The 14092-nt window shown below is 40.3% G+C and carries 8 protein-coding genes; 6 read left to right on the top strand and 2 right to left on the bottom strand.

Features of this window, described 5'->3' with window-relative positions:
• Positions 1-213: 213 nt before the first annotated feature.
• Positions 214-1995 (top strand): methyl-accepting chemotaxis protein, encoded by a 1782-nt coding sequence (locus ACWPWY_RS09295; protein WP_454191431.1) that lies wholly within the window; start codon positions 214-216, stop codon positions 1993-1995.
• A 17-nt stretch (positions 1996-2012) separates the two neighbouring features.
• Positions 2013-5735: a non-ribosomal peptide synthetase family protein gene (locus ACWPWY_RS09290; protein ID WP_454191430.1), complete on the top strand. Its 3723-nt coding sequence runs from the start codon at positions 2013-2015 to the stop codon at positions 5733-5735.
• Positions 5736-5802: 67 nt separating this feature from the next.
• On the opposite strand, the gene ACWPWY_RS09285 is transcribed toward ACWPWY_RS09290, so the two are convergent.
• Both ACWPWY_RS09285 and ACWPWY_RS09280 read right to left on the bottom strand, forming a co-directional pair.
• Positions 5803-7650: a cache domain-containing sensor histidine kinase gene (locus tag ACWPWY_RS09285; RefSeq protein WP_454191429.1), complete on the bottom strand. Its 1848-nt coding sequence runs from the start codon at positions 7648-7650 to the stop codon at positions 5803-5805.
• A 6-nt stretch (positions 7651-7656) separates the two neighbouring features.
• Positions 7657-9291 (bottom strand): response regulator transcription factor, encoded by a 1635-nt coding sequence (locus ACWPWY_RS09280; protein ID WP_454191428.1) that lies wholly within the window; start codon positions 9289-9291, stop codon positions 7657-7659.
• A gap of 232 nt (positions 9292-9523) precedes the next feature.
• Here ACWPWY_RS09280 and ACWPWY_RS09275 point away from each other — a divergent pair, with 232 nt between their 5' ends.
• From ACWPWY_RS09275 to ACWPWY_RS09260, 4 genes are all read left to right on the top strand, one after another.
• Positions 9524-10918: an extracellular solute-binding protein gene (locus tag ACWPWY_RS09275; RefSeq protein WP_454191427.1), complete on the top strand. Its 1395-nt coding sequence runs from the start codon at positions 9524-9526 to the stop codon at positions 10916-10918.
• A 79-nt stretch (positions 10919-10997) separates the two neighbouring features.
• Positions 10998-11894 carry a carbohydrate ABC transporter permease gene (locus tag ACWPWY_RS09270; RefSeq protein ID WP_454191426.1) on the top strand — a complete coding sequence of 299 codons (897 nt, stop codon included), beginning with the start codon at positions 10998-11000 and terminating at the stop codon, positions 11892-11894.
• Positions 11895-11905: 11 nt separating this feature from the next.
• A complete protein-coding gene (locus ACWPWY_RS09265) occupies positions 11906-12793 on the top strand; it encodes a carbohydrate ABC transporter permease (RefSeq protein WP_454191425.1) in 888 nt (295 codons plus the stop codon).
• 85 nt (positions 12794-12878) lie between these two features.
• Positions 12879-13814 (top strand): dihydrodipicolinate synthase family protein, encoded by a 936-nt coding sequence (locus tag ACWPWY_RS09260; protein ID WP_454191424.1) that lies wholly within the window; start codon positions 12879-12881, stop codon positions 13812-13814.
• The last annotated feature ends 278 nt before the right edge of the window (positions 13815-14092 follow it).

The following is a 14092-nucleotide window of genomic DNA, read 5'->3' as shown; positions in this document are numbered from 1 at the left end:
GAATAAATCAAAAAAGGTATAAAAAATCCTTAACGAATAGCCGATTAGTTATAAGGACCTACATGAAGGCAATATTTACATAGCTGCAAAAACGGGAAAAACTATTTTTGGGTTTTATTAACATTAATTTCAGGGGATTAATAATCGCTGTAGAGTGAGAGATTTTTTTCTTTGAAAAACCACAAGGATTGATCGGGAGGAGAAACATCAGACATGAATGAAAAAAACAGCTTTATACAGAAGTTGAATTCCATCTTTAAGAACCAAAGTATTGTCACGAGGAATATGATATTTACAAGTCTTTATATCATCCTAACGGGTGCCGTAGTGATTGGGTACAGTTATTATATTCAGGGAAATGTTCTGACGAATCAGCTTCAGACTGATTCAGGAAAGACAATGGAAGCTCTAGTAAAACAGGTATCAAAGGAAGATGCCGAAGCAGCAAAAGAAACACCAGATCCAAATTCCCCTTTACAGCAGAAAGTAACGGAAATCTTTAATGATTTAGCCATTACGCATCCTAATATTGCCCAAGGTTACATATTTGGTCCGGAACTTGAGGATGGCAACAAAACATCAATTATCGCTCTGCCAACAGCAGTTTTAGATATGTTCAAAGAAGAAAACTTGATGCTTGGTGATTTATATCAACAACCCAAAGTTCACGCAGATACTGTGAAAGAAATGCTGAAAACAAAGGAAATCTCCTTTACGAAAGCTTATAAAGATGATTATGGTACATGGATTACAGTATTACATCCATTTTTAGATAATAACGGAGAAGTGTTTGCCTATATGGGAATTGATGTAGATGCCAGCTTAATACATGCAGGTAAAATCAAATTGCTGACTTCTACACTCATAGCTTTGTTTATCACTTTGATTATTGTTCTGGCGCTACAGTACTATACGATGAAACGTACGTTTAGACCGATCAGTGACTTAAAGGTTGCCCTAGAAAAACTAAGTAACGGTGATTTTACAGTTCTATTACCATCAAGTGATGATGAATTTGGTCAGGTAAATACGAAGTTTAATATGACAGTTAATCATATGAATGAATTAGTAAGTACGATTAAGAAGGTGTCGGAACAATCTGCCGAGCAATCGAATATTTTGTTTTCAACTGTAGAATTAAATAACAAGAACGCGTTAGAAATCACGAAGAATATGAAAGAAATGTCTGATAGTGCCGATATGCAAAGTGCTTCGATCACAGAAAGTGTGGTCTCGCTAGAAGAAATTACGACAGGTGTAACGACGATCGCCGGAAATACGACAGAATTATCCGAAATTTCTTTACATATGAAAGAGCAATCCGAATTAGGTAATCAAAATATTGAGCAAGTCATTGAACAAATGAATTCTATTAATTATTCAGTCAAAGATTCCGTGAATATCATAGAGAAATTACAGAGTCGCTCTCAGGAGATTGGACAGATCGTACAGGTGATCACCGAGATTGCTGCACAAACGAATCTACTATCTTTAAATGCAAGTATAGAAGCAGCCCGTGCTGGCGAAGAAGGGCGAGGTTTTGCCGTAGTAGCAGGTGAAGTGAAGAAATTATCTGAGGAATCCAAGAAGTCTGCAGATCAGATTGCTACGTTAATTCAGTTTATTCAAGATGAAACAGAATTAGCGGTGAAAGCAATCGGTGAAGGAGAAGAGAAAGTCGAGACGGGCATTCGTGTAGTAAAAGAAACGGGTTCGTTATTTGAAGGAATATTAATTTCAACAGATTCCGTAACGAGCCAAATTCAAGAAGTCTCAGCAGCTACGCAGGAAATGGTAGCGGAGACAGAACAGATCACGGCTGCTATTAAACAACTTGCTGTACTTGCTGAAAAAAATTCATCCGTATCTACCGGCATTCAAATGAGTACTCAGGAACAACAAGCTACCTTTGCTCAGATCTTTGAATCAGCTGAACAACTGAATCAGGTGTCAGGCAGACTAGAAGAATTAGTTGAAGAATTACAAGTTAAATAGAGCAGGAGTGGATTGATATGAATACAATGCTACTAACAAAATACGATGCTACGTATTGGACTGAGGAGTTACAACTTCCTTTGCCGGGATTTCATATGTACACAGACTACCCGGCAATGATGTCGGGCAGAACAATGAAAGAAATGGATGTTGTACTGGATGGGAAAATGCCAAGGCTTGAACAGCTTCGTTCGTCGTACAACATAACGACTTGGATGCTTTCAACTTATATCGTCTTTTTGTACAGAATGAGTGGAGATAAGGATTTACTGATTGGGGTTAGTGATAACAAAGGCGGTATTCTCCCGCTACGTATGGTGCTCAGTGGATCTGAAACTTTTAAAACAGTGTATGAACAAGTAGGTATGAAGCTTAAAGCAATCGAGGAGACGGATCTTACACTTACAGAGTTGGAAGAATTATTGGGACAATCGGTGGCCATCCCTACACTCTACGGAGAACATCTTGTTTATCCGAACAGCGATCTACATTGGTTTGTTAGTCAGCAGGCATCTGGTCGTGGGATGCTTCATATTACTTATACAGAGGAACTTTATAAGGAATCAACGATTTGCAAATTCATTAACAACTATCTGTATCTGTGCAATCAGCTAATTGAAGATATGAATATGCCGATTGAACAAATTTCTATGCTTACCCCTGAAGATGTAGCTGCCTACGAGGAGCTCAATAGTAATAAAAAAGATCTGTCTTCAGCTCTTACGATTACATCCATGTTTGCTGCATCGGTAGAGAAGTACCCTGAGCGAACCGCAATTTCTTATGGTGATCGAGAGGTCACTTATCAAGAACTGGATCATTTATCTAGTCATCTAGCTCATATGTTGCTTTCAAATGGACTGCAGAAAGGTGAGTTCGTGTCTATCTTTATGGAGCGTGGACTTTCTACTATTGTGAGTCTTCTTGGTATTATCAAAGCGGGTGGAGCCTACGTTCCGCTTGACCCGACTCATCCGGATGAACGAAATGCCTATATTATTAGTGATACGAAGTCAAGACTGATTCTAGCTCAGCATGATTTTACGGCAAAACTCGCTGTGTTATTGTCCAATTTCGAAGTAAAGCCATTAATTATGTACCCAGAAATGAGTCTTGAGGTATTTACAGAAAATACGAATATAACTCCTAAAGACTTGGACGGAGATGACTTAGCTTATATTATCTATACGTCCGGTTCGACCGGTAAACCAAAAGGAGCACTTATTTCACATAAGGGTGTTGTGAATCTCGCGATAGCAACAAAAGACCAGCTTCAGCTAACAGAACAAGATATCATCTTACAGTATTCTACTTTCAGCTTTGATGCTTCTGTATACGATTTGTTCGGTTCCCTTGCTAGTGGTTCTAGACTCCATCTGCTAGCAGATGAAGAGCGCTTTTCCATAGATGCTTTTACTGATGCGGTAAAACAAACAGGAGCTACGAGATTTGCTATTTTGCCTACGGTTTTCTTTAATCAGCTCGCTGCTCATTTACGAGAGAAGGAAACACATGTTTATCGTAATATTAAGAGTATTGCGGTAGGAGGAGAGGCTCTCTCCGGTGAAATGGTACGTATGCTTCAGAAAAAACTATCCGTACCTGTTATGAATCTTTATGGACCGACTGAGATTACTTCTGTAGCAACAGCGCATGTGATTGACTATGAACTTCCAGAACATATTTCTACTGTATCTATTGGTAAGCCGCTCGCAAACTATGAGTTATATGTGGTAGATGCGAATAACAATCTCTGCCCGACATGTGTAACTGGCGAACTATTAATTAGTTCGATTGGACTTGCGAAAGGGTATTTACATCAACCGGATAAAACGAAGGAAGCGTTTATACCTGACCCAATTACCGTAGGTTCAGGAAAAACATTTTATCGGACAGGAGATCTTGTTAGACTTATGCCAAACGGTGAAGTGGAGTATAGAGGCAGAAAAGATTTCCAGTTGAAAATCAGGGGATTCCGGGTTGAAATTGGAGAGATTGAAGATAATCTGGCTAAACATGATCTCGTCAAAGATATTGCCGTTATCGCAAGACCAGAAGAGGATGGTTCAAAGATTTTGGTGGGTTTTTATACAACAAATCATGGACAGGCTATTTCTCAAAGTGAGCTAGTGCAATTTTTAAGTAAAAAAGTACCAAGCTATATGGTTCCTAAATACTTTAGTCACGTAGAGCAAATGCCATTAACGCCAACCAGAAAGATAGATCGAAAAAAACTGGCTTTATATGAAATTCAGATGGAAGCTATGGACACGGATTATGAAACTCCAGTGAATGAATTACAAACACAGGTAAGCGAAGCTTGGCAGAAAGCGCTGGGTCATACAAGAATCGGTATTCATGATGACTTTTTCGAAATTGGGGGATATTCTTTAAAAATCCTGGAAATTCTGGTGATTTTAAAACCCCATTATCCGCAGCTTAAAATTAATGATTTCTTCGTGTATCCTACCATCGCCAAAATGTCAGAGAGAATAGAAGAGATGGGTAGAGAAGACTTACTTCACAATGATGAAGATATCACTAATCTTCCGATACAAGATTTGGTTGAGTATCCGCTTACCTTTGGTTCAGATGAAGTGAGGAAAGATAACCTGTCTAAACAAAACAATATTTTACTTACGGGTGCGACAGGTTACTTAGGCTCTCATCTGCTCTATGAATTGTTACGTAAATCAGAAGCAGTTATTTATTGTCTCGTGCGTCCTTCCCGTGAGTTGTCTTCTCAGAATCGATTGGCAGATGTTATGCAGGGATATTTCGGAAGTTCCATCGTAGAGGTGATGAAAAACCGTGTAGTGGTCATTGAAGGTGATCTCTCGCAGGATAACCTCGGTTTCAGCGAAGCAGATCGGATGCTCGTGGATAAACTGGTCGATTCGATTGTACACTGTGGAGCCGATGTGAAACATTTCGGAGATTCCGAACATTTTGCAAATGTAAACATCGATAGTACGAGACGACTATTGAAACTAGCGAAGAATAAACCGGATACCCGTTTTCATTTTATATCTACACTCGGTATACCAGAAGATTTGGCTTTTAACGGTCAATGGGATGGTATCGTTCAGGGGTCAGGCTACGAAACTTCCTATATCGAGAATGTGTATACGAATAGTAAGCTCGAAGCTGAAAAACTTGTTGTGAAGTATGGTGAGGAAGAAGGCGTTGCTACAAGTATCTATCGTGTAGGGAATCTTTCTTGCAATTCGGATACAGGAGTTTTTCAAAAAAATATTGATCAGAACGCATTCTACCGGATGCTGAAAGCGATGCTGCTGTTAGAGAAAACGCCAAATGTAAGATGGGAAGTCGATCTAACTCCGATCAATTATGCAGGAGAATCAATTGTCACTTTGGCTCTTCAGCAGGAAACCATCGGAAAGGTATTCCACATTTGTAACCCAGTCACGATTGCATATGAACAGATGGTAGAACATTTTAATAACTATGGTTATGATATTACCTTGCTTGCACTCCCAGCGTTTGAATCTTGGCTGCTGAATCCAGCAGAATCGAAAGATCAAGCAGGACTTGAACTGGCCATGGCACAGCTCGAAGGGGATGGAGCGAAGAATTCTGCATATCGTTATGCTTGTCCACAAACAGTAGAGTATCTGGAAGGTACGGGTGTAGTATGTGCTGAACCGGATGAATCCTTTATTCACCAATTAATTCGTTATGCAGTGAATATTGGCTATTTTCCAGAGGTAAGTAAGTAACTCGATAGGTAAAGAGATCAAAAAAGAACCGGCACTGCTGGTTCTTTTTGATTGGTAAGTTTCCTTATTACAAATCAATGTCTTTGGTAATATCTAGCGAGTGGTGAGAGGGATATAAAATAGTGATTTTGGTACCTGCTGAACTGCTTTCGATATGCAGACCATACCGATCGCCAAAATGATATTGTATTCGGTCATGAACATTTTTGATTCCGATATGATCCATATCGAGGTTGCTAGTAGGGTCATGAAGTTTATTCTGAATCTCGAGTAGCTGATCTTCAGTAATTCCTGATCCATCATCTTTAATCTCAATACGCATGATTTGATCAGTGACCTCGGCACTCACTTCCAAATAACCGTTTCCTTTTTTTCGCTCCAATCCATGTACAATCGCATTCTCAATCAAGGGTTGAAGTGAAAAATGAACGACAGGAAGCTGAAGAGCTGCAGGATCACAGGTTTCACGATACTTGATTTTATCTCCAAAACGCATTTGCTGGAGTTGTATATAAAGACGAGTATGAGCAAGTTCTTCTTCTAGTGGCACTAGTTCTTTGCCAGTCTGGATATGTACTCTGAACATTCTTCCCAGCAGCCCTACCATTTCCCCTAAATCCCGTTGTCCTGAAATCACCGCTTTCATCTGAATCGACTCAAGTGCATTGGCGAGAAAATGAGGATTAATCTGGCTTTTTAATGCACCGTATTGTGCTAATTTTTGCTGAGCCAGCATTTCAGATGTTTTCTCAAGATTATTTTTCAAATCTTCCGCCATGTTGCTGATCCCTCGATATAAAATACCAAACTCATCCCTACGATTTGTATTCAGCTGAATATTCAGATTCCCTGATCCAACAGCACGAACTTGTCTGCTTAACAAGATGATAGGCTTCGTTACTCTAGCAGAAAGGATCGCAAGAAATAACAAGGCTACGAGTAGGGTACATACCGCAAATCCAAGCAGGATAAAACGAAGGAACTCCGCGTTATCGGTCATTTGTTTCTCATCTACATATTGAATGACTTTCCAACCAGAGTAATCTGAAGTAACAAAATTAATATAAGAGGGAGTTCCTTGCACAGAAGCATAAAAGTTTCCCGAAGCGTGTTTTGTGACTTGTTCCAATAACGACTTCTCTAACATAGTTTCTTCCCCATCTGCTTCATTCCGCTCTTTATAATCTCTCGAAGATGCATATACGGTGCTTCCCTTTTCATCTACAATGATAAAACTTTGGTTACTATTTTCTGAGAGACTGAGGATTTCCTTTAGTGAATCTGGACGGAGATCCACAAGAATGACGCCAAGCGGTTGTTTGCTACCTGTAATATTGATGACTCTGCCAATGGAAATAACCGAATGTTCTTGTTCTCCGCCGAATCGGTGAAAAGGGGTATGTGTGCCAAAGAGGACGATTTTTCCTTTTCCATTTAGAATTTCCTGATACCATGGCTTACTTAGAAAGTCTGTTTCTACGTAACTGTAACGATTAAAATCAGCTGAATAAAAGACTCGATTCCCCGCATAAATCTGAACACTATCTACATTCTTTATCGTAATTTCGATGGTGCTGACAAACTTCTCAATCACATTTCGATATTGATAGTTTTGGTCCTCTTCCGGATGCTGCAGCCACCTGTAGAGGGCATCCTGAAGACTGCTGTCAAGCTGAGCATTCAGGGTACCTTTTTCGATACTTTGCAAATATTGATCAATGTTAAAGGACAGATTGTTTAGAATCAGACTGGAGCTGTTCTGATATTCATGCTTGATCGATTGGACTGAAAATAAATAGATGAACCAAGACATAACAGCAAGAGGAATGGTGATGATTAAAATCATGAGGACGAAAATTTGCTGATTTACGCGTTTGAAGTGAATTTGGCTAAACCAATGGGTGAGCAGCTTCAAATAAAATCACATCCCTATTCGTTTGCGATAGTGAGTTGGTGTCATGTGAGTAATGTTGCGAAATGTTTTCACAAAATGTTTGTAACTTTTGTATCCGCACATCAGACTAACATCACTGATAAGAAGACTAGGGTCTTTCAAACATTCTTTGGCGTATCTAATACGAAGTTCTGTAACGTAAGTCATATAGTTTTTATTTAACTTTGTTTTGAATAGTCGGCTCAAGTAGGAAGGATTGTAGAAAAAACGTTCTGCCACCATCTGAAGCGAAAGATCATGATCCAAATGCTGTTTAATAAACTTTTCGATCTCTGAAAAAATATAGGTATCTTTAGAATCAGGCAGGCTGCTGTTATCGATCTGATCTGGATTAGAAATAATCTGCTCTGCCCAATCGGCTAGCCAGGTAAACAACTGCTCGGAAGTTTGGAAATCTTCTATAAAGCTTAGTTTAATTAATTGTTCACTATAGATGTCCGAGGACGAAGGATGATGATGATCCGCATAACGCAGGATTAAACTTATGAGTTCTTGAAGAAAAATGAGCCATTGACGCGAATTTTCCTTTACATTCAGTTGGTAAGTACGTTGAGAGAAACTTAGAATAAGCTCGTGAAGCGAGGTTGTATCTTTCTGCTCAAGGGTAGTCATGAGCTGTGCTTTTTCCTTTCCATCCAGTCTGAAAGTCGAAGTCTCTACCTTAGGATAAGAAGAATTTGAGTTAGGAGAGAAAAAGTACGTCTCACGCTCTGAATAACGCATTAACAATAATTCCTCCGCATGATGAAGATGTTTCCCCATCTCTAATAGGAAGGGAGAGGAATGTCCGATAGATATATATGTTTTATCTACATGCCCTTGATTCAACGTATTCAGCGCTAGAGCGAGGTTGAGATCATTTAGGTTTTCTTGTTGGCAACAGACGATCATGTATAATCGGTTCTGATGGAAGTAAGAGAGAAGGGGAGAAGAATGATCCTCCAAGCAGATAGGGACAGTGGGTACATGATTCGCAATGAGTTGCAACACTTCTCCAGACCACTTCAAGTCAGGTACTGAAAGACTTCCATAGGGAGCAATATGGGTACTGACAATTGGTATATAAATAGCATGATCAGACTTGTTTTGATCTGAAGGATAGAATAGGTTGTCTGGTGCTTTATTATCATAGGAAGTCTCTAAGAGTTGCTTGACAAGAACACTTTGATTCCACTTGTTTTGTTCCTCCACTCGCATTAATCGTTCCTTCTCATCCTCTTTTTTCGTTTGAATGAACTGGAGTGTGTTTTGAACTGATTTCATGCTCTCCTCGTACTCCAGCGGTTTCAGCAAATAATCCTGAATATGACCGAGGCGTATCGCCTGTTTCGCATAATCGAAGTCATTATACCCCGTTAGAATGATAAAGAAAGTATCAGGTAGAAGCGGACGCAGCTGCTCAATCATTTCAAGTCCGTTCATCTCTGGCATCCGAATATCACTGATGATGAGATCGGGCCTGACTTCAAGTGCAAGTTGTAATCCATCTGCTCCATTCTCTGCTTCATAAATGTCGTCTACGCCTAATTCCTGCCACGGAAAATAATGCCTAAGTCCCGTACGAATGATCCATTCATCTTCCACTATTAGCAGCTTGCACATAGGTAGCACCTCGCATTTGAAGGATTTCATTACTAAGACAGTAACTGGTGAGGTTTTTAACCATCATTATACAAAATGTAGGGATATGTAAAGGTAGTTCCCTATAAATAAGTAAAAAAGGTGTCCCTAATATCAAGTTATAGGGATTCTCGATCCGTAAATTTTACATTATTCTTGAGATAGATCACGAAAAGAATATTTTTCGGGTATCGACTAACAAGGGGGAATGGCAATGATCGCTGTAAGGAAACGGATTACTGGTTTTATTTCCGTACTTCTCATGGTTACTATGATAGCTGCTTGTAGTCCGAATCAAGAAGGTGGAACATCCACCACAAACAGTGGAGAGAAGGGGAACACAGAAGAGAAACCGACAGACACAAATAAACCGGTTGAGATTACATGGTGGAATTTCCCCACGTATCAAGCCCTTGACGGAGAAGTAGGGAAGTACGAGAAACAATTAATTGAAGCCTTTAATCAAAAACATCCTGAAATCAAAGTGAATCTAGAGATGATAACTTATGATGGAGGACCAGAGAAACTGAATGTAGCGATCGCCACGAACTCAGCGCCGGATGTTATCTATGATGCCCCGGGCCGGATTATTGACTGGGCGAAGAAAGATTTACTTACTCCATTAGATGACATGGTTACAGATGAAATTAAAAATGACATTGCTCCGGCATTTTGGAAGCAGTCGGTAGTGAATGAATCCATTTATATGTATCCCATTAATACGGCTCCCTTTATGATGGCTGTCAACAAGACCGTCTTTGAAAAGATCGGAGCACTTGATCTTCTTCCTTTAGACAAACCAGATCGCACCTGGACATTAGAAGAATATAAGAAAGCACTAGAGGCAGTAAAAGAAAAAGCACCGGATGTCATTCCTTCCGGGTTCTATGCAAAAAGTCAAGCAGGGGATCAAGGAACGCGCGGTTACCTAGCGAATCTCGGGATTTCCAGATTTCTGAATGAAGAGGGAAGTGCGGTTGCGATTAATACGAAAGAGGCAGGAGCTGCGCTGGACTGGCTTGTTCAAGCTCAGAAAGATGAATTAGTTGTATCAGGCTCAGCATCCCTTGCTGCTGCTGATGTCAATGATTTGTTCTTGCAAGGAAAACTTGCTTTCAGTATTAACTACTCCGCTGTACTTAGAGCACAGAATGCCCCGTTAAAACAAGCAGAGTTTGAGGATGTACTTCTTCCTTATCCAACACTGGACGGAAGCGAACCAAAGCTCGAACCTTATCTTGGGGGAATGGCGATCTTTAATAATGACGATGAGGCTAAAATCGCCGCTTCCAAAACGTTCATCGATTTCGTCGCTAATGATCCGGAATGGGGCAAGAAAAGCTTGATTCAAACGGGCGGTTTGTCAGTACGAAATTCCATCACTGGATTATATGACGACTCTGAATATGAATACTCAGAACTTGCACGGAAATTCGTCACCGATCCACCGACGATTGCAGATGGTTATGCTGAAGTTCGTACGTTCTGGTTCCCTGAATTACAACGCGCTTTATTAGGGGCCGCTACCGGTGAGGAAGCACTAAACACATTTGCGACCAAAGCTAATGATGCGATTACGAAAGCCAAAGCAGCGAATACAGCAAAATAAGATCTATGTACAAAAAAGAGACAGCGTGCTCTAAGACACGCTTCTCTTTTAGTACAGAAGTGAGGAAAGAAGGGAAATCATGAATTTTACATTCTTTCGAAATAAGCAATACATATGGCGTGACTGGATAGCAAGTTATCTGTTCTTACTCCCGGCACTAGCATTTTTTAGTATATTCGTTGCCTACCCTATGCTGAAGGGGATTTACATCAGTTTTTTCTCTTATACGCTTCGAGATTTTGATTTTATAGGATTAGATAATTACCAGTACCTCTTTCAGGACGAAACATTCGGTAAATCGATGTGGAATACAATGCTTATCGTCTTCATCGCAGTCCCTGTTGTCGTTATATTTTCACTCTATGTTTCGATGATGATATATCAAAAATCGGAAGGCGTGCGATCTCTATTTAGAGGAATATTTTATCTTCCCGCTGTATCCTCTGTTGTTAGTATTACGGTCGTCTGGGCTTCGATCTATCATACGAATTACGGAATACTGAACTACATTACAAGCCTATTTGGAATAGAGCAGGTAAATTGGCTTGGGGATACACGAACAGCGCTTCTTGGGATCATACTAGTTCTGATAACAACGTCGGTTGGACAACCGATTATCCTTTATGTCGCATCACTTGGTAATATTCCGAAATCTTATATTGAAGCTGCACAAATGGACCGGGCTAACCGTTGGCAAATTTTCAAAAACATACTATGGCCCATGCTCATGCCAACCAACTTGTACATTATCGTCATCACCACGATCAATACGTTCCAGGTATTTGCGATCATTCAATTGCTCACCTCTGGTGGTCCAATGTACGCGACATCTACAGTGATGTACGGAGTATATGAACAAGCTTTCAAACTAGGGAATTTTGGGATTGCAGCCGCAATGGGCGTTATTCTTGCTATCGTTATCGGTGCCATTTCGTTTATTCAGTTTAAATATCTCGGCAGTGATGTTGAGTACTAGGAGGCATAAGGATGACGTTTTTCTCAAAAATCACAGGATCCCGTCCCGAATCTCTTTCCAGCGGAACGAATCTGAGGAAAAAGACCCTCAGTATCCCTTCTATTCTCGCCAATGTACCGCTTGTTCTGCTGGCACTACTGTTTCTATTTCCATTCTACTGGATTGTCACAGGTGCATTTAAGGTACAAAATGTAGCGGTAGCAATACCACCTCAGTGGTTTCCGGAAAATCCTACGCTAGATAATTTTAGAGCACTCTTTAAGAATCCGATATGGCGCTGGGGATTCAATAGTTTTTTTGTAGCCTCTTCCGAGATGATTGGGGTGTGCTTAACCGCATCCATGGCCGGATATGTGCTGGCAAAGAAGATGTTTCCTGGACGCAAAATTATTTTTATTCTGTTTGTATCTGCGATGGCACTTCCAAAGCAGGTAATTCTTGTACCGCTGTTTACCATGTTAGCTGATCTGAACTGGATTGATACGTACAAGGGTCTTATTCTACCTGCCATTGGCTGGCCGTTTGGTGTATTCCTAATGAAACAATTTTCGCAGACGATTCCATCTGAATTAGTGGAGGCAGCCAAAATCGATGGATGCTCCGAAGTTCGATTGTTTGCAACGATTATTCTGCCTCTCCTCAAACCAGCACTTGGGGCACTGGCGATCTTCACATTTATTAATGCGTGGAATGATTATTTCAGTCAGCTCATTATCACGAGGTCTACACCGATGATGACACTTCCTTTAGGACTCGCGACACTTCAAGGTGAATACACAACTCCTTATGGAGTACTGATGGCAGGTGCTGCTCTTGCTTCCCTTCCTATGATTACAATCTTTCTCTTATTTCAAAAAGCCTTTACACAAGGCATCACGATGGGAGCAGTAAAAGGATAGCTGCTTTACAAAAGGGATTAGATTTGAGGCGGGTTAAAAGGGAACTACCGTGCTTTATTTTCTTAAGAAAAGAGGGGAAGTTATTATGACTACTTCATTTGATTTGTCAAAATTCAAAGGTATTATTCCTGCTTTCTATGCTTGTTACGATGAAGATGGTGAAATATCGCAGGAGCGTACTTACACATTATGTGACTATTATCTTCAGAAACAAGTGCAGGGTGTATATGTTGGCGGCAGCTCAGGAGAATGCATTTATCATAATGTAGAGGAGCGTAAGGCTGTACTCACATTTGTTGCCGACCGTTTGAAGGGGAAAATGACATTAATTGCCCATGTAGGCGCGCCTTCTACAAGAGATAGTATTCTACTTGCTGAGCACGCCGCTTCTCTTGGTTATGATGCTTTATCAGCGATTCCGCCTATCTATTTCACTCTTCCAGATCATGCCGTTTCCCAATATTGGAACGATATTATTGATGCGACATCACTTCCTTTTCTAATCTATAACATCCCTCAGACGACAGGTTATACCTTGCGAACTCCCTTCTATAAAGAGCTTCTGAAGAATGAAAAAGTAATCGGTGTAAAAAATTCATCAATGCCTACTTTCGATATTGAACGATTTAAAAGAACCGGAGGTCAAGATTCTATCGTTTTTAATGGTCCTGACGAACAGTTTGTAGCAGGTAGAATCATGGGAGCAGATGGAGGAATCGGAGGGACATACGGAGTAATGCCGGAGCTTTTCATCATCGCTGATCAGTATATAGAGCAAGGACAATTCATAGAGGCAAGGCAAATTCAGAGCGACATTAATGAGATCATTATAGCCCTTTGTTCCTTGGATGGTTCAATGTATGCGGGTATTAAAGAAGTGCTTCGAAGAAAGGGAGTTAACATCGGAGGCGTCAGACTTCCACTAGCAGGAATCACGGAACAGGATACTGCTAGAATTGATGAGATCATCCTACTCCTACAACAAACAGAAAGCCGGTTCACTTCAGAGCGTATCAGCTAAAACGTCATCACGGAGGATAGCAAATATGTCCATTAATAGTAATGTACTCCAAAACGTAAAAGGGAAGTAAATTGTGTCATGCCAAGCGCTTCCAGAGGAACCGCTTCACAGTTCGTATTACTTATAGATAGTTTTAAACATACACTGATTCTCCCTGCCGAATTAGGAAATAAAGCAGCTCTGATTGGAGTAGCATCTCTGTATCATAGGTATTCTGAGTCCGAGTAATTCATTTCATTAGAAAGCATCCTTTGTTAGGCTTTGGCCTATTAATGGGT

The sequence above is a fragment of the Paenibacillus sp. Marseille-Q7038 genome (assembly GCF_965111595.1).
The sequence above is the reverse complement of the archived record's forward strand: the minus strand, read 5'-3'. Positions and strand labels throughout refer to the sequence as shown.

Coding starts and splice junctions, on each gene's coding strand:
- ACWPWY_RS09265 (WP_454191425.1), top strand. CDS start 11,906: ATGACGTTTTTCTCAAAAATCACAGGATCCCGTCCCGAATCTCTTTCC.
- ACWPWY_RS09270 (WP_454191426.1), top strand. CDS start 10,998: ATGAATTTTACATTCTTTCGAAATAAGCAATACATATGGCGTGACTGG.
- ACWPWY_RS09290 (WP_454191430.1), top strand. CDS start 2,013: ATGAATACAATGCTACTAACAAAATACGATGCTACGTATTGGACTGAG.
- ACWPWY_RS09295 (WP_454191431.1), top strand. CDS start 214: ATGAATGAAAAAAACAGCTTTATACAGAAGTTGAATTCCATCTTTAAG.
- ACWPWY_RS09275 (WP_454191427.1), top strand. CDS start 9,524: ATGATCGCTGTAAGGAAACGGATTACTGGTTTTATTTCCGTACTTCTC.
- ACWPWY_RS09260 (WP_454191424.1), top strand. CDS start 12,879: ATGACTACTTCATTTGATTTGTCAAAATTCAAAGGTATTATTCCTGCT.
- ACWPWY_RS09280 (WP_454191428.1), bottom strand. CDS start 9,291: ATGTGCAAGCTGCTAATAGTGGAAGATGAATGGATCATTCGTACGGGA.